Source organism: Paraburkholderia sp. CI2 (assembly GCF_014201055.1).
In the GTDB taxonomy this organism is placed as follows: Bacteria; Pseudomonadota; Gammaproteobacteria; order Burkholderiales; family Burkholderiaceae; genus Paraburkholderia; species Paraburkholderia tuberum.
Window position 1 is genome coordinate 134,056 of record NZ_JACHDL010000012.1, and the last position, 15,859, is coordinate 149,914.

Here is a 15,859-nt window from a genome sequence, read left to right on the forward strand (position 1 = left end):
GGCCTTCGGTGCCGCGATCACGATGCAAGCCGGATTCAGCGGTTTGACGACTGTTCGCGCAGGTAGGCCTGCGCTTCCGCCTCCGTCTCATAGACATAAGGTGACAGCCCGCGCCGCGTAAGGGCGCCACCCAGCTTGGCGCGCATGAAAGCGCTGGTAGTGAAGCGCGTTACGCCGAGATAGTAGCGCTGCACCATATCCTCGACCATTTCGACGTACGCGTCCTCCAGCGCGGGGTCCAACACGAAACCCTCGTAGTTCACCACTGCATAAACCTTGTGGTCCAGTGGTTCGCAGACGCGGCATACCTGAGTCCGGATCGCCGCGATGTCGTCGGGACGCTTCACCTCGAGGCGCGCGAAATTGAGAAACATGATGTTCTTGTCGTCGTCGTAGATGAAGCGCGCTTCCAGCGGCAGTCGCAAAACATTCGAGCGCAGGCCCATCGGTTCAGGCAGGAAAATCCGCTCGTCCATCTGCGTCGGCGAACGCAGGATCGGTGCGAAGTCCATCCTGCCCAGAATATCGCGCTCCAGATCGACGCCCGGTGCAATCTCGATGAGTTCCATGCCCTCGGCGCCCAGCTCGAACACGCAACGCTCGGTGATGTAGAGGACCGGCTTGCCCATTGCCGCCGCATACGGGCCAGAGAACGTGCGATGCTCGACTTCCTCGATGAATTTCCTGGCGGTGCCGTCACGGTGGATACGCAGCTTGCCGTCGACGACTGCAATCTGGCTGTGGCCCGCCATGAAAGTGCCGACGAACACGACTTTCCTGGCATTCTGGCTGATGTTGATGAAGCCTCCGGCACCGGCCAGGCGCGGCCCGAATTTCGACACATTGAGGTTTCCCATGCGATCGGCCTGGGCGAGGCCAAGAAAGGCGACGTCGAGCCCGCCGCCGTCATAGAAATCGAACTGGGCGGGCTGATCGATGATCGCCTGCGCATTGGTCGCCGCGCCGAAGTTCAAGCCTCCCGCTGGAATGCCGCCGATGACGCCGGGCTCGGTGGTCAGCGTCATCAGGTCGAGGATCCTTTCCTCGTTGGCGACGCTGGCGATGCCTTCGGGCATGCCGATCCCGAGATTCACCACGCTGTTTGGCTGGAGTTCCATTGCCGCGCGTCGCGCGACCACCTTGCGCTCACTCATCGGCATCGGCGCCACACTGCTCGCGGGGATCCGGATTTCGCCGGCGTACGCCGGACTGTATGGTGTGGCAAAGGTCTGCTGGTGGTTCTCGGGCGGCGCCAGCACGACGCAATCGACCAGCACGCCGGGGATCTTGACCTGTCGCGGATTGAGCGAGCCGCTTTCGGCGATGCGCTCCACCTGGACGATCACGAGGCCGTGGCAGTTGTGCGCGGCCATGGCGATCGCGAGAGCCTCCAGTGTCAGGGCTTCGCGCTCCATCGTCACATTGCCTTCCGGGTCGGCAGTGGTGCCGCGCACGATCGCGACGTTGATCGGGAAGGCCTTGTAGAACAGATATTCCTCGTCGCCGATCCGCATCAACTCGACCAGATTCTCGGTGGTGCGCTCGTTCAGTTTGCCACCACCGAAGCGCGGATCGACGAAGGTGCCGAGGCCGACCCGGGAGAGATGGCCTGGCTTTCCGGCCGCAATGTCGCGAAACAGGTGGCTGATCACGCCCTGCGGCAGGTTATACGCCTCGATCTGGTTATCCACCGCAAGCTGCTGTAGCTTCGGCACGAGGCCCCAGTGTCCGCCGATGACGCGCTTGACGAGTCCCGGCGTCGCCAGGTGGTTCAGTCCGCGTTCCTTGCCGTCTCCCTGGCCGGCCGCATAGACTAGCGTGAGGTTGGCGGGCTTTGGGAGGGTGACTAACGTATCCTCGTCACGCGCCGTACAGAGTTCCTCGATGGCAATGGCGATGTCTTCGGCGAAGCCGATGCCGACGAAGCCACCCGTCGCGACCGTATCGCCGTCGCGGATCAGGCGCACGGCATCGCGCGCCGACGCCACTTTGCCGGACGAACGGGAAAGGATGGCCGGTGAAAGCGCCCCCACGGTTGATTGCGTGCTCACGTTTCACCTCGCCTGATTCGAGCGCGACTGGCTAATAGGCGCCACCGGTATCAATGGTCAGATGGAGCATGTCGTCCTCGAGAATCCTGATGAAATGCTCGTCCTCCTGCAGGAGTTCCTCCAGCACGTCACTGTTGGAAAGCACGCCGATGACGCGCCCGGATTCGATCACAGGCAGGTGCCGGATCCGCCGGGTATGCATCGACGCGAGGCATTGATCGCAGGTATGCTCGGGCGTCACATAAAGCACCTGGGTGGTCATGATGTCGCCAACCCTGGTGTTCGCGGCGTTGCGGCCAAGCACCTCGACCTTGCGGGCGTAGTCGCGCTGAGACAGCACGCCAACCAGATTGCTGCCCTGCAGCACCAGCACCGTCGTCACGTCCTTGTCGGCCATCAACTGCAACGCGTTCAGCACCGTGTCGTCGGGGCCCACTGAGATAACCTCCCGAGGGTTCCCGGACAGAATTTGCCGTGCTGTCTTCCTCTCCTTTTTCATGACCGCCTCCAGACAGAAAGGGGAGCATGTACGGACTACGCTTGATCAAAGCGAAATCGGAATACGATCGTCCAGACCCAGCCAAGGCTGGCGATCTTTTCTTATTCGTTGAATTGCAGTGTAGATCGCTTGACCTGAGTCGAACGAACATTTTCCGTTCCGGCGCTACGCCACTCGGTGAGTCGAAGCGACGAGGCACCTGCCGCACGAGCGCGCCTTGCCCATTCGCAAGCGTCCGGCGCTAACTGTCGCCTCACCACCGCAGTCGCACCGGCAAACCCACAATCCATCGCCAGCGTACCGCTCGGTCGTCAGCTGGCCGAAAACCTCGCCGCTCTTCAGCGCAGGTGAGCCCGGTCGCGACCGCCACACGCGGCGCTGCTCACGGCAGCCGCAATCACGCACTGCACCGCTCTCTACCGTCTTCAGGGCGGAAGTCACATGGCCGCCGCATCGGCATCGCCAGAGCCACACGTCCGCGCCGCAATATTGAAGCGCGACGAGATCGCCAAAGGCGCGACCAGCGACATCGCGACTTGGCGGAAAGGGCCATCGAGGCTGCAAGGGGCGGCGGGTACGTTTGTTCACAGCAAGCAAAATGGGGTGCGGCGTCGTGTTCTCAAGCATACCTGCGCCTTTGATTCGGAGCGGGTCGACGCTTCGATCAGCTTATAGCCGTGGTGTGGTATTGCTCACACTTTGTTGCAATTTGCTGCAGGCGGCTAGAGTGCCCGCCCGGCAAGGCTTAGCGGCTCACGGCGAAACGTGGACACGGTTCCGCTTCCCACGGCAGGGTGAAGATTTCAAACGCTGAACCGTTAAAGCACTCAACCAGTGGGGAACACACACCATGAAGATTGAATCCAGCGATTATCCGCTCGCGGCTTCGCAGAACGGTCCGCCACGCGCAACGATCAACAGCGATGCGAAGGATGCCGTCGAGTCCGCGCACCAAGTCAGCGCTGCCGGCGCGCAGAATTCGACGGTTAATCTCTCGTCAGTGTTCGCGATGCACACGTCCAGCGATTCGGATATCGACACGGCGAAGGTCGAGTCGATCAAGGGCGCCCTGCGTGACGGCAGCTACAAGGTCGATTCCGGAAAGATCGCCGACGGCATGCTAAGCACCGCGCGCGACCTGCTGCAAACGACTACTCGCTGACCGGCGGCTGAACGTAGCAGGGAGAATTTTCGCTGCGGGCTTGTTCGACAATTCTTCCCGAGACCCACCACCCGACTGCGGGAACGACGCCATTGCGCCGGTCTGCGGCGTTGCAAGGCAGTCCATGAAGACTCGCACGGCGTGATTGGCCGGCCGGGGGCCGGCCCGCCATGCTTACTGGACGACCTTTTTCGCTTCGTCGCGCCAGTAGTGTTGCTGGTTCCACCCAAGAAGGCGCTTGAGCTTCTCGTTGCTGAGCAGGGTCTCGAACTCGCCGAGTTGCTTTTTGAGCGGCACGCCGGGGTAGTAGCGTCGGAGCAGTTCCGCGGTAGGTACGTCGGACGACACGTCGTCGGCCGCGACGTTCATCACCTGAAAGCCGAGGCCGTCCTTTTCGATGGCAAGCCGGCACGCGCTCGCGAGATCGCGCCCGTCGATATAGCTCCACGCAATCCTCTTGCGCAGTGCTGGATCCTTGAGCCACGCCGGAAACTTCGCGTAGTCGTTGGGTTCGAGCACGTTGCCAATACGAAAGCAGTAAATGTCAGAGCCGGTGCGCGCGTGGAACGCCTTCGCCGTCACTTCGTTGATAACCTTCGACGTCGCGTAGCTGTCCATCGGGTTCACCGGGTATTCCTCGTCGAGCGGGAAGTACTCCGGACTGCGATCCCGGTGCGCGAACACCATACCGTATGTGGTTTCGCTCGATGCCACGATCACCTTGCGGATGCCAAGCTTCGACGCTGCGTCGAGGATGTTGTACGTGCCCATCACGTTGATCCGGTAGACCTCGTTGTCGGGCGTGATCATGATGCGAGGGATCGCCGCAAAATGCACAATCGCGTCGATCGGCTTTGGTTCGAGGTCGTCGGCGAATTCTCCCGGCGCGGTGCTCGATGCCAGCGCATTGAATACCTGGCCCGCATCGGTGATGTCCGTAATCAACGTGCGCGCCGTGCGCGCCGCCATCGGCACGCGATCAAGATTCATCACCTCGTAGCCGTGCTCGACCAGGTTCTGGACCACCCATTTTCCGGCCAGGCCGCTGCCGCCGGTCACGATCACTCGCTTCGTCATGTGCTCCTCTTCTCCTGTTTTCCTACATGTTTTAGCGCTTTTCCGCGCGTGTCGCGCGGCCTCATTCCATCATAGGATTGTTGCGCTCCGTGTCCTTGATTCGGCGGTAACAGTTCTGATGTTGAGTCGTGCGGCTCCAACTGGCCGGCCTCCGCCCGATGCGGTCGGCTGGAGACGACGTTCAGGCGTTGATCCAGGCTCGCGCCTGTTCCAGCTCGTTGACGTGGAACGCCTTGATTTCAGCCTTCGTGAAGAACCGGGCCAAATGCATCGAGGCGCGAATCCAGCCCGCGTCGGCCACCACGGCGGCGCGCGTGACCTTGCGGGCGACGGAGACGCCGAGCGTCAGGTCGGTCCATAGCGCCTTCGGCTCGATGCCGCTGAAATGCTCGATGCGTTCGAGCACGCGGGTCTTACCGTTCAGTTCAAGATCACCACGCATGCGCTCGATGGCTTCGCGCAGTTCGTGGTCGGTGATTTTGCCTTCGACGGATATTTCGATGACCGACGAATCGGGGACGGTGTGATACAGGATCATGGCAGGACCTCTAGCCAGAGAGACGTTACACGCTCAGGCACGGATGAGCCTGGCGTCCGACGGCGTACTCATGGTACCTCTTTCCACTCGCTCGGTTAGGTTACGAGCCGATCTTCCCCTGAGAGGCAGTCGAGGCCATCGGCGCCACCTTCGGGGCGATTGCGAGCGTATCGCAGAAGGGCAGAGGACGGCCATGAGCGCGGGCCATCCGACGCATGATCGCCCGCCATGAACACGCCATGTCCCAGCGATGCGCCGCGGCAGGGCGCCCATCTAGATCGCCGTCCAGAAACACGCCGCGCAAAGTGCGATCATGAGCCAGCTCGCGCGGTCCTTCGCGGCAAACAGCACTGGATCGTCGTGCATCTGTCCGCGATGGGCGATCAGCCAGATGCGGCTGACCCGGTACAGCAGGATCGCGCACACCGGCCGGCCGCGGTACGGCGTGATGGGCGCGTGGCTCACGACTGCGGCACGATCACGAACAGTTGGAGTGGTTCTGATGGCGAAAAACTGCGCGTGACAGGCCGCTATCGCGCTCGGCCAAGATGCAAAAGTCGAGCCGTGGTGTGACGGTCACCGTCAGATCCTACTGTTGCGCTTTTACGGTAACGATCTTTCCGTCACAAATCAGTTCAGAGCCTTTAATGTCGATCAAATGTTGTGTGGCATTATGACTTAAATGGTCGGTCAGGTAATAAGAGACCCCATTGTCGTTGTGCAGTGATTTCCATCTTGAGTTGTAATTCCAGCTCGTCTCGTTTAAATCTCGATCGATCTGTATCAAGTTAAAAACTCTATTTGTTCCTTCGAATATGATCTTCGCCGGCCAATACTCTGCATAAACGGTGCTGCCACTTATCCCCTGGCGAGACAGGCAATCAATTTCTCGCTGGAAGTTTTCGTTTTGCGGGATCTTCGGCGCTGCCGCGAGCGCGACCAGCAATATTATCGACGTCAGGGCAACGATATTTTTAATCTTAATTGAGCGATCTATCAGATCATGAAACATCCAGGCAGAAATTATGTAGGTTATGGATAGATAGCGAAATTCATATGTGTTATGAATCAATCCGGCGGCACAGACCACGGCGATCGAAAAAATGGCGGCTGCGCACAGTGATTTGCTATATTTGAACGATTTTGTTTTTATAAAAATAGAAATCATGAAAAACAAAATTATGGCAATATGAAATAAATTTCTAAATTTATCAGTATAATCCTCGGCTGCGGAATTTTTAGCCTGAATGGCCAGCGAGGAATTAATTTCAAGCGAGACAAGAAAGATAAATATTGCCAAAGCGGAGAAGGCCACAGTAAAGGCGAGAAATTTTTTTCTCTCGCCGAATATGGCCTCCGATGCCAACAGTGCCCCAAACCAGAGAACGAAATAAAGATCTGATATGCCGAGCAAAAAAATCACGATTACCAAAACGGCACTGTTCAGGACGGTGAGCTTGAAATGGCTTTTTACGTAGAAATATAGAATTACGGCTAGCACTGCTGCGAAGCCGTGATGTTCGAAGCTAAAGACCGTTTCAATCAGAAAATAAAAGTCTTTTCCGATCACCAGCAGGCCGCTCACCGCGATAGCGATTAACGATATCGCTAGTTTTGTGTATGTTTGGGCGAAAGGGCGTTCCTTCGATGTTAGAAGGCTGCATGCAAATACAAATATCAGTACTTGAACGGGCGCCGTTACCAGATGAAAAAAATACGGAGTTCGAGCAAGAATTTCAAATGGTATTGATAGCAATATATCTGGAAAAAACGATGGCGCACCGGGGTAAGTCCATCCTCTCAAGCTGCCAAACTCAATAAGATCTTTCGCTTGGGAGAATGACACGACATCGTCGGCGTTTATTTCCTTTCTAAGAGAAACTATCCATATTGAAAACAAAACTAAACATACGGTGGATGCGAATATTTTCATTGCATCCGTTCTATTCTTCGAGTTCATCTTGCGATTCTATATAGGTTTTTTGTGTCAATCAGGAAATCGGCGTTTACGTTGGCGATGACATTCGCGGTGCCAGCGTTTTCATGCTGCCGTGTTTCCGCCTCCGCTTAATCCCGCCTTCATGATGCCATACTGAGCCGAACGGTCTGACAGATCAGGGTGGAATGTCTCCCGATACTTCAATGCCGTCACACATCGCGACCGACGCGCGATAACGCGTCTCGAAGTCGCAATTCCTTGAGCGCGACGTGTACCGACGGGTCATGTGCGGCGGATTCGACCGGTCGATGCAATAGTTTGCTGGCATCGTTCGGCTGGGGCCCCATGTTTTGGCTGCAAAACGCGTCGCCATCAGTCGCAAAGCAGCCCCACCATCGGAATCGCCGGGGTTCGTCCCGCGATCAGGTCGGCCGTGATTCGAGCCGATCCGTGCGACATGGTCCAGCCGATATGACCGTGACCGGTATTCAGATAAAGATTGCGATACTTCCTGCGCCCAAGAAACGGCAGGTTCGTCGGCGTCATCGGCCTGAGACCGGCCCACATTTCGGCGCGATCGTAGTTGGCGCCGGCCGGGTAGAGTTCTTGTGTCACGCTTTTCATAAACGCAAAATCAGAAGGCTTATGGCTCGTGTCGTAGCCGGCAAACTCCGCCGTTGCGGTGACCCGGATCCGGTCGCCGAAGCGCGAGACTGCGACCAGGTTGTGCTCGTCGACCACTGCAACGGAGGGCGGCATGGGCCGGCCATCGATCGGAATCGTGAGGGAGTATCCCTTGATCGGATAGATCGGAAGATCGATGCCGATCTGTCGGCCAAGAACCGGACTATAGGGGCCAAGGGCGAGCACATACGCGTCGGCTTTTACAAGGCCTCGACTCGTTCTTATGCCCACCACGTCCTGCCCAGCGGTTTCGAAGCCGTCGATGGTGGTGTGCGTCAGAAGCGTACCGCCACGCGCGACAATCTTTTCCGCAAGGGCGCGGGTGAACTTCGCAGGGTCTCCGGTCTCATCGGTCGGGCAGTAAATGGCACCCGCTATCCTGTCTTTTGCCGAAGCCAGCGACGGGTCGAGTGCGACGACCTGATCGCGGCTGAGAACCCTGATGACTTGCCCATCGGATTCCAGCAGCTTCATGTGTTCGACTCCGCGATCCTGCGCTTCCTGCGTCCGATGAAAATACAGGATTCCGCGGTCATTTCGATCGTATTCAATGGCGTCCTCAGCGATCACATTCTGTAGCACGCGTTGCGAGTACGCGGCAAGCCGATGCTTGAGCAGGGTATTGCGGCGTGCCTTCTCTGATGTGCATTCCATCAGGAAACGCCACGACCAGCTGTAAAGCCTGGGATCCGCCGAGAACTTGAAGCGCAACGCCTGATCTTTCAGCACCAGCGATTTGAGCAGAATCATCGGCGCTTTGGGCGAGGACCAGACAAAGGAATGCCCGGGCGCGATCATGCCCGCGTTGCCCCAACTGGTTTCCGATGCGACTAAAGGCTGCCGCTCGACGATCACGACCTCATGGCCGTCCTTCTGCAACTGGTACGCGGTTGTCACACCGACTACCCCGCCACCGAGCACGACAACTTTCATGATGTCCTCAGATACAAGGGGGCCGGCGGGCATTCAAGGCAGCGCGGTCTCGCTCCGGCTTTTGTGCTGCGCCGCCATCGATTCCTGCTGGACAGGAAGCACCAGTCTCACTTCCATTGCGGCTGATTCAGCACCATTCCGTGCTGCCCTTTGTAGGCAGCCACGGCCGGCGGCGTCCACCCATCCAGCATCTGTGGCGCGAGTTGCCAGACCTCGACGCCAAGCGGCCGGCACACTTCCAGCGGATCGCGCGCGTCGGGTCCCCACATCGGCACTGACAGATCGCCGCCCGGACAGGTCGACAGCGCGCACAGCAAGTCGATCTCCGCGAAGAATTCGAGGTAATCGCCTTTCTTTGCCGGACACGCCTTCATGAAGTATTTGTCTTCGAGATTCAGGCCGGTGCACTGGAACACGTTGAGCACGTCGTGGACGTCGTACTCAGTCAATCCATACGGGGCGATGGCGCGCGTCAGGTTGGAGTGGCAGTGAAAATGAAAATCCTCGCCGGTCAGCATGCGGTTCACGTAGGGGTCGCAGCGCGTGCCGAGCAGATCGTGGACACGGCCGCCGTGCTCGTCGACGCCGTAGCCTGCGAGACTGTCGTCCGTGATGGTCACCATCGGACGCAGGAATGGCAGCGTCGACCACAGACGGTCGAACGTGCTCACGTGCGCCTGCTGCAACTGGCGCGTGCGCGATGCCCACATGCGCTCGCGCGGGTTGTGCCGGTTCCACATGTTCAGATCGGCAACCTGCGGGCCTTCGATCGTGACAATGCGAAACACGTGGCCGGCCGGCACGGTCCACGCTTGCCCCGAGCGGATCGGCACGACGATCGATTCGACCAGCGTGCGGGTGTCGTGCTGTGAGGCGATGCGCTGATAGAACGTCTTGTCGACGTCGAGCGCTGAGCCTTTGGTGGACTGATAGGCAGCAGGATAATTCAGCATGATGCATGCTCCGTCGAACTCAGGCCGGCGCCGTGCCGCGACGAGGCGGCGTCGTCATCGCTCGGGCGACGCAGCACTGCAGCGACCTTTTCCTTATCGATCTCCGACATGTTTTGCCTCCATTACGTCTGACCCGTTTCAGCCAAGGTCGATTGCCCAGTTGGCGGGTTACTCTGCCGAGATGGCACTGCCGCCCAGATAGGCAGAGCGGACCCGGCTATCCTGAGCCAGCTCGCGGGCGGACCCCGCAAGCGCAATGTGCCCGCTCTCCAGCACGTAAGCCCGATGAGCGATCCGCAGCGCCTGGCGGGCGTTCTGCTCGACGAGGAGAATCGAGGTGCCTTCGCGGCAGATGTCGGCGATCATGCCGAAGATCGCGCGGACCAGCTTCGGCGCGAGTCCCATCGACGGTTCGTCCAGCACCACGATACGCGGGCGCAGCATCAGGGCTCGGGCAATCGCCAGCATCTGCTGTTCGCCGCCGCTGAGCGTGCCAGCCAGCTGGCTGCGTCGCTCGCCGAGCCGGGGGAAAGTCGCATAGAGCTGATCCCTTCGCTGTTGCAAGGCCGCACTGTCGCGCCGGATCAGATAGCCGCCGAGATGCAGATTTTCCTCCACCGTCAGCGCCCCGAAAATGCGCCGCCCCTCGGGCACATGACCGAGACCCAGCGCCACGATCTGGTGTGCGCGCAAGCCCGTCAGGCGCTGGCCAGCCATCGCAATGTCGCCCGCGCGCGGCCGGATCAATCCGGAAATCGCCCGCAGCGTGGTCGTTTTTCCCGCGCCGTTGCTGCCGAGCAACGCGACGATCTCGCCTTCCGCGACGTCCAGCGAGATGCCGTGCAGCACTTCGACAGTCCCATAGCTCACACGCAGATCGCGGATTTCTAGGAGTCCCACAGCGATTTCTCCCCGGCAGTATCGTCGCTCGCCTCGTCCTTTCCGGCTGTGCCGAGATAGGCATCGATCACCCGCGGGTCCGCCTGGATCGCGGCGGGCTGGCCCTCGGCGATGATGACGCCGTGGTCCATCACGATGATCCGGTCCGACACGCCCATCACCAGCATCATGTCGTGCTCGATCAGCAGCACCGTCACGCCATGATCCCGGATGCGCCGGATCAGTTCCATCAGCGCGCGTTTCTCGGTCGGGTTCATGCCTGCAGCCGGCTCGTCGAGCAGCAGCAGGCGAGGGCTGCTGGCGAGCGCACGGGCGATCTCCAGCCTGCGTTGGTCGCCGTAGGGCAGATCGGCGGCGCGCTCGCCCGCCCTGCCGGCAAGACCGACGAAGGCGAGCCAGCGCAGGCCCTCGGTGGAATGGTCCGCCGCCTCGGCGCGCGCGGACGGCAACGCCAGAAGCTCGGCTGCGAGCGGTGTCCGAAGCCGATGGTCCATGCCGGTCAGGACGTTTTCGAAGGCCGTCATGTGGCCGAACAGGCGGATGCCCTGGAAGGTGCGCGCCATGCCTTGATGGACGATGCGATGAGGCGCGCCGCCGGCAAGCCGTTCCCCGCACCAGACGATCTGGCCGCCAGTCGGGCGGATGACGCCGGTCAGGCAGTTGAACACGGTGGTCTTGCCGGCGCCGTTCGGACCGATCAGGCTCACGATCTCGCCGCTTCGCACCATGAAGCTGACACCGCCGACCGCCAGCACGCCACCGAAGCGGCGCTGCATGTCGCGCACCTCCAGCAGGATCTCATCGGTGACGGCGTGATCGGGCACAGCGACGCGATCGGCGTCAGCGCCCTTGCGCGCCGGTGCGACGCGGCGCAACGGCGCTGGCCACAACCCCTGCGGCCTTAACAGCATCAGGATCACGAGCCCGATCGCGAAAGCGAAGATGCGCCAGAGGTTGAGAAAACGCAGAATCTCCGGCAGGCCGGCGACGATGATGGCGCCGAGGAGCACACCGGGAATGCTGCCCCGGCCGCCGAGCACGACGACAATCAGGATCGTGACGGACTGCAGATAGGTGAAGCCGGTCGGATCGATGGTGCCGAAGCGGGCGGCGAACAGGCTGCCGCCCAGCCCGCCGATCAGCGCGCCCATCACATAGGCGAGCAGCTTGACGCGCAGCGTCGGCACGCCGACGGCCTCGGCAGCTGCCTCGTCCTCGCGGATGCTAGTCCAGGCGCGGCCCAGCCGCGACTGGCCGAGCCGGATGGCGAACCCGAGCACCAGCACGAGGAACGCCATGCCCAGTTCGTAGAGCGCTAGCGGCGAACTGATCTCGAAACCGAACAGGCTCGGGCTCGCGATGCCGAAGATGCCGTTCGGGCCGCCCGTGATGTCGAGGTTGGTGGCGACGATACGCGTGATTTCGCCGAACCCCAGCGTGACGATCGCCAGATAGTCGCTGCGCAGGCGCAGGGTGGGATAGCCGATGACGATGCCCGATACCCCGGCGAACGCCAGACTGAACGGCAGCGTCTCCCAGAACGAGAAGTGCAGCAGGGTTTCCAGCAACGCCGTCGTGTACGCGCCGATCGCGAAGAAGGCCGCGTAGCCCAGATCGAGCAATCCGGCATAACCGACTACGATGTTCAGCCCAAGACCCAGGATCGAATAGGTGACGATGGTCAGGCCGACATCGACGACATAGTTGCTGACGACAGCGGGCAGCGCCACGGCGGCGGCCAGCAGCGCACCGCCGACAGGCCTGGCCCAACGCGCGGAAGCCTGACTGGCGCTCATGGACTACATTCTCTCGACAACGCGTTCGCCGAACAGCCCGGTCGGCTTGATCACGAGCACGGCGATCAGCACGCCGAAGACGAACACGTCGGTCCATTGCGAAGAGACATAGCCCGCGCCGAAGGCTTCGAGCAGGCCAATCAGGATGCCGCCCGCCATCGCGCCCGGGATGTTGCCGATGCCGCCGAGCACGGCGGCGGTGAACGCGCGCAGGCCTAGCACGAAGCCCATGAAGAAATTGATCTGCGTGTAGTAAAGACCTTCCATGACGCCCGCCACGGCGGCCAGCACCGACCCGAGCAGAAAGGTGAGCTGGATCAGGCGTTCGACGTCGATGCCCATCAGACGCGCGGCGTCCTGATCGATTGCCAGCGCGCGCATCGCGGTGCCGAGGAAAGTGTGGTGAACGAAGAAATACAGTGCCAGCATCAGGGCCAGGCTCGTCACGATGATGCCGATCTGCGCGAAGGTGATCTGCACGCCGTGGAGTTCGAATCCGGCCTGGCTCAGCACGTGCGGATAGGTGCGAAAGCCCGCGCCGTAGATCAGCAGCACCCCATTTTGCAGCGCCAGCGAGACACCCAGCGCCGTAATAAGAATCGACAGCCGCGGCGCGCGCAGCAACGGCTGATACGCGAGCCGCTCGATCAGCAGGCCGAGCGCGCCTGTGACCGTCATGGCGGCCACAAGGGCGATCAGCAGCGCCAGGGCGAGCGGCAGATGCGCGGATGCAAGCACCATCAGACCGGTCCAGCCGATGAACGCGCCGACCATGAACAGGTCGCCATGAGCGAAGTTGATCAGCCGGATGATTCCGTAGACCATCGTGTAGCCGAGGGCGACGAGCGCGTAGAACGAGCCGGTCGTCAGCCCTTCGATGACGAACTGGAAGAAGTCGCTCATGACGGGGGCGCGCGCGCAATGACGCCTACTTCATCGCCACCCAATGTCCGCTCGCATCCTGCCTCTGGTAGGGCTCGAAGTGGTCGTTGTGCACGATGATGGTGATGTACACGGCTTTGCTGCGGTCCCCCTTCGAATTGAAGGCAATCGTTCCGGTCGCGCCCGGGTAGTTCGAGATCTTGTGCAGAGCAGCCGTGATCGCGGCAGGCTGTGCCGATTTCGCGTCCGCGATGGCTTTCGCCGTGACCCCGACAGCATCGTATTCATAGACCGAGTACGGTCCCGGCGCTTGCCCGTAAGCCTTCGTATAGTCATCGACGTAGGCGTGCGCGCCGCTCAGGAACTGCGCGAGCGGTGCCGTCGTGATGATCATGCCGTCGGCGGCGGGACCGGCCGTCTTCATCAGGGTGGGGTCATTGGTGGCGTCGCCGCCCATGAAGGTCATTTTCAGACCCAGTTGCCGCGCCTCCTTGACCAGCAGGCCGGCTTCGGAGAAATAGCCTGTGTAGTAGATCACGTCAGGCTTCAGTGAGGAGACCCGCGTGAGCGTCGGTGAATAGTCCATCTGTCCGGGGGTGATCGAATTGGCGTACACGACATCGACACCGTCCTTCTTCAGGGCTTGCACGGTGTTCTGGGCGAGGCCTTTGGAATAGGTCGTGTTGTCGTCGATCACCGCCACGCGCTTCGCGTGCAGAACGTCTTTCATGAAGCTTGCCGCGAATGGGCCCTGCTGGTCGTCACGGCCGATCGTGCGGAACACGTTGTCGTACCCCATCTCGGTCAGTTGCGGATTCGTCGACGCATCCAGCACGTAGGGAATCCCGGCGCGATGAAAGGTTGTCGATTCCGGCAGCGCCGCGCTTGAGCAATATCCGCCCGCTACCGCGACAACGCCCGCATCGACGAGTTTCTGTGCCGCCTGCACCGCGGTCTGCGCATCACAGGCGTCGTCCTCGGGCACCAGCTCGATCTGCTTGCCGAGCACGCCACCGGCCGCGTTGATTCTGGCGGCGGCGAGCTTCGCGCCATTGACAATATCCGTGCCGGCATTGGCACTGCTGCCCGACAGCGGGACGGGCACGCCGATCTTGATGGTGGCGCCCTGGCTTAGCGCCGAACCGGGAGCCATGCCGACAAGCAGGGCCACGGCGGCCGCCATGCCCGCAAAGGCCGTTTGCCGCGAGCCCCGCTTTGCACCGGACCAGCCAATCGTCAGAGCAAACATGTTAGAGACTCCTTATTGTGAGAGGGATCGGACGATCCGCCGCACGGGTATACCGGTGACATCGGAAAGCGGACGGAAATGGGGCGATTGCGTGTGATTCATACCCACCAGGTCAACGGCGTGACTGCTGGTTTCACCGGAGCGCTGACACTAAAGCGCTTCTTTCATGATAGAAGCCGGTGTGCGTTGGGACGGTATAGGGTATTTGCGTATAAACCATTCCACAAAGGCGCCGGCAATCCCCTACCTTTAAGAGGCAGTGACGACAGAGACTCGCGAGCGGCGAACGCGACATGACAGGACGACTCCGAAATGAGTGCGATTGCACGGCATGACGACGTGTACACGAAGCTCGATTTCACGCTGGACGACGGCATCGGCCGTCGTGCCGCGATTGGGCTCGTGGTGCTCGCCACCGATCATACGATCGAGCATGAGTGGCGGGGCTTGCTGACGCAGGACGGCGTGGCGTTCTACGAAAGCCGTGTGTATAACTCCGCGGACATCACGCCCGAACGGCTAGCGGAAATGGAGGACCGTATTGCGCCGGCGGTCGCGCTGATCCGTCCGGCCGAGCGTATCGATGTGGTGGCGTTTGGCTGCACGTCCGCGTCGATGGTGATTGGGGAGGAAAAGGTGTTCGCGCGGATTCGCGAAGCGCGTGCGGACGCCGCGTGCACTACGCCGATCACCGCGGCGCTGGCGGCGCTTCGCGCACTAGGCGTCCAACGTACGGCCCTGCTTACTCCCTATGTGCGTTCGATCAACGAATACATGCGCGACTATATCGAGTCGCGTGGTCACGGCATTACGCGCATGGCGTCGTTCGAGCATGCGAACGATAACGAAGTGGCGCGGATCGATGCGGCGTCGGTGCGAACTGGTGTTGAGCGACTTGCGCGCAATCGTGACGTGGACGCGATTTTCGTATCGTGCACGAGCTTGCGCATCGCCGGGTTGATTCCGGAGCTAGAGGCGGCGATCGGCAAGCCGGTGATATCGAGCAACTACGCGATGGCGTGGCACGCGTTGCGGCTCGCCGGCGTGGGAGATTGCGAGCCTCATCTTGGGCGGCTGTTTGCGCTGTGACGTTGTACCTTGAAACGCGACGCAGCGCGACGGGGCGACCATGCGGCGATCGACGCCGAGGCCATGTTCCAGACATCGACGCGCACCACGGACGCGGCAGGCGAGTC

14 protein-coding genes are annotated in these 15,859 nt (G+C 60.8%); 2 read left to right on the forward strand and 12 right to left on the reverse strand.

Features of this window, described 5'->3' with window-relative positions; all coding sequences use genetic code 11:
* Positions 1–35: 35 nt before the first annotated feature.
* Both HDG32_RS18430 and HDG32_RS18435 read right to left on the reverse strand, forming a co-directional pair.
* The gene (locus HDG32_RS18430) at positions 36–2,051 is read right to left on the reverse strand and encodes an acyl CoA:acetate/3-ketoacid CoA transferase (RefSeq protein ID WP_184069631.1); all 2,016 of its coding nucleotides are present in this window, start codon (positions 2,049–2,051) and stop codon (positions 36–38) included.
* Positions 2,052–2,082: 31 nt separating this feature from the next.
* Complete coding sequence (locus HDG32_RS18435; protein WP_184069633.1) at positions 2,083–2,550, reverse strand: CBS domain-containing protein; 468 nt, start codon at positions 2,548–2,550, stop codon at positions 2,083–2,085.
* Positions 2,551–3,400: 850 nt separating this feature from the next.
* Between HDG32_RS18435 and flgM the strand changes: the two genes are divergently transcribed.
* Positions 3,401–3,712 (forward strand): flagellar biosynthesis anti-sigma factor FlgM, encoded by a 312-nt coding sequence (gene flgM / locus HDG32_RS18440; RefSeq protein ID WP_184069635.1) that lies wholly within the window; start codon positions 3,401–3,403, stop codon positions 3,710–3,712.
* 174 nt (positions 3,713–3,886) lie between these two features.
* Here flgM and HDG32_RS18445 read toward each other — a convergent pair whose 3' ends face one another.
* The 10 genes from HDG32_RS18445 to HDG32_RS18490 form a co-directional block, all read right to left on the reverse strand.
* The gene (locus HDG32_RS18445) at positions 3,887–4,789 is read right to left on the reverse strand and encodes an NAD(P)-dependent oxidoreductase (RefSeq protein WP_184024092.1); all 903 of its coding nucleotides are present in this window, start codon (positions 4,787–4,789) and stop codon (positions 3,887–3,889) included.
* A 181-nt stretch (positions 4,790–4,970) separates the two neighbouring features.
* Positions 4,971–5,327 (reverse strand): STAS/SEC14 domain-containing protein, encoded by a 357-nt coding sequence (locus tag HDG32_RS18450; protein WP_184024102.1) that lies wholly within the window; start codon positions 5,325–5,327, stop codon positions 4,971–4,973.
* A 273-nt stretch (positions 5,328–5,600) separates the two neighbouring features.
* Complete coding sequence (locus HDG32_RS18455; RefSeq protein ID WP_184069735.1) at positions 5,601–5,792, reverse strand: hypothetical protein; 192 nt, start codon at positions 5,790–5,792, stop codon at positions 5,601–5,603.
* A 124-nt stretch (positions 5,793–5,916) separates the two neighbouring features.
* Positions 5,917–7,287, reverse strand: coding sequence for a hypothetical protein (locus HDG32_RS18460; RefSeq protein ID WP_184069637.1), 1,371 nt, complete (start codon positions 7,285–7,287; stop codon positions 5,917–5,919).
* Positions 7,288–7,638: 351 nt separating this feature from the next.
* On the reverse strand, positions 7,639–8,883 hold the full coding sequence (locus HDG32_RS18465; protein ID WP_184069639.1) for a D-amino acid dehydrogenase: 1,245 nt from the start codon (positions 8,881–8,883) through the stop codon (positions 7,639–7,641).
* Positions 8,884–8,990: 107 nt separating this feature from the next.
* Positions 8,991–9,836: a DUF1989 domain-containing protein gene (locus HDG32_RS18470; RefSeq protein WP_184069641.1), complete on the reverse strand. Its 846-nt coding sequence runs from the start codon at positions 9,834–9,836 to the stop codon at positions 8,991–8,993.
* Between the two features lie 168 nt (positions 9,837–10,004).
* Positions 10,005–10,736, reverse strand: a complete 732-nt coding sequence (locus HDG32_RS18475; RefSeq protein ID WP_184069643.1) for an ABC transporter ATP-binding protein — start codon at positions 10,734–10,736, stop codon at positions 10,005–10,007.
* Entirely contained in the window at positions 10,724–12,532 is a 1,809-nt protein-coding gene (locus tag HDG32_RS18480; RefSeq protein ID WP_184069645.1) for an ABC transporter permease subunit, read from the reverse strand. The genes HDG32_RS18475 and HDG32_RS18480 overlap by 13 nt, the downstream gene beginning before the upstream one ends.
* Positions 12,533–12,535: 3 nt before the next feature.
* Entirely contained in the window at positions 12,536–13,435 is a 900-nt protein-coding gene (locus tag HDG32_RS18485) for a branched-chain amino acid ABC transporter permease (RefSeq protein WP_018422469.1), read from the reverse strand.
* 25 nt (positions 13,436–13,460) lie between these two features.
* A complete protein-coding gene (locus HDG32_RS18490; protein ID WP_184069647.1) occupies positions 13,461–14,663 on the reverse strand; it encodes a branched-chain amino acid ABC transporter substrate-binding protein in 1,203 nt (400 codons plus the stop codon).
* A 312-nt stretch (positions 14,664–14,975) separates the two neighbouring features.
* Here HDG32_RS18490 and HDG32_RS18495 point away from each other — a divergent pair, with 312 nt between their 5' ends.
* Positions 14,976–15,752, forward strand: coding sequence for an aspartate/glutamate racemase family protein (locus HDG32_RS18495; RefSeq protein ID WP_184069649.1), 777 nt, complete (start codon positions 14,976–14,978; stop codon positions 15,750–15,752).
* The last annotated feature ends 107 nt before the right edge of the window (positions 15,753–15,859 follow it).

Bases quoted from the DNA above. Each gene is read 5' to 3' on its own strand.
- HDG32_RS18435 (WP_184069633.1), bottom strand. From the start codon at position 2,550: ATGAAAAAGGAGAGGAAGACAGCACGGCAAATTCTGTCCGGGAACCCT.
- flgM (WP_184069635.1), top strand. From the start codon at position 3,401: ATGAAGATTGAATCCAGCGATTATCCGCTCGCGGCTTCGCAGAACGGT.
- HDG32_RS18445 (WP_184024092.1), bottom strand. From the start codon at position 4,789: ATGACGAAGCGAGTGATCGTGACCGGCGGCAGCGGCCTGGCCGGAAAA.
- HDG32_RS18450 (WP_184024102.1), bottom strand. From the start codon at position 5,327: ATGATCCTGTATCACACCGTCCCCGATTCGTCGGTCATCGAAATATCC.
- HDG32_RS18460 (WP_184069637.1), bottom strand. From the start codon at position 7,287: ATGAACTCGAAGAATAGAACGGATGCAATGAAAATATTCGCATCCACC.
- HDG32_RS18465 (WP_184069639.1), bottom strand. From the start codon at position 8,883: ATGAAAGTTGTCGTGCTCGGTGGCGGGGTAGTCGGTGTGACAACCGCG.
- HDG32_RS18470 (WP_184069641.1), bottom strand. From the start codon at position 9,836: ATGCTGAATTATCCTGCTGCCTATCAGTCCACCAAAGGCTCAGCGCTC.
- HDG32_RS18480 (WP_184069645.1), bottom strand. From the start codon at position 12,532: ATGAGCGCCAGTCAGGCTTCCGCGCGTTGGGCCAGGCCTGTCGGCGGT.
- HDG32_RS18485 (WP_018422469.1), bottom strand. From the start codon at position 13,435: ATGAGCGACTTCTTCCAGTTCGTCATCGAAGGGCTGACGACCGGCTCG.
- HDG32_RS18490 (WP_184069647.1), bottom strand. From the start codon at position 14,663: ATGTTTGCTCTGACGATTGGCTGGTCCGGTGCAAAGCGGGGCTCGCGG.
- HDG32_RS18495 (WP_184069649.1), top strand. From the start codon at position 14,976: ATGAGTGCGATTGCACGGCATGACGACGTGTACACGAAGCTCGATTTC.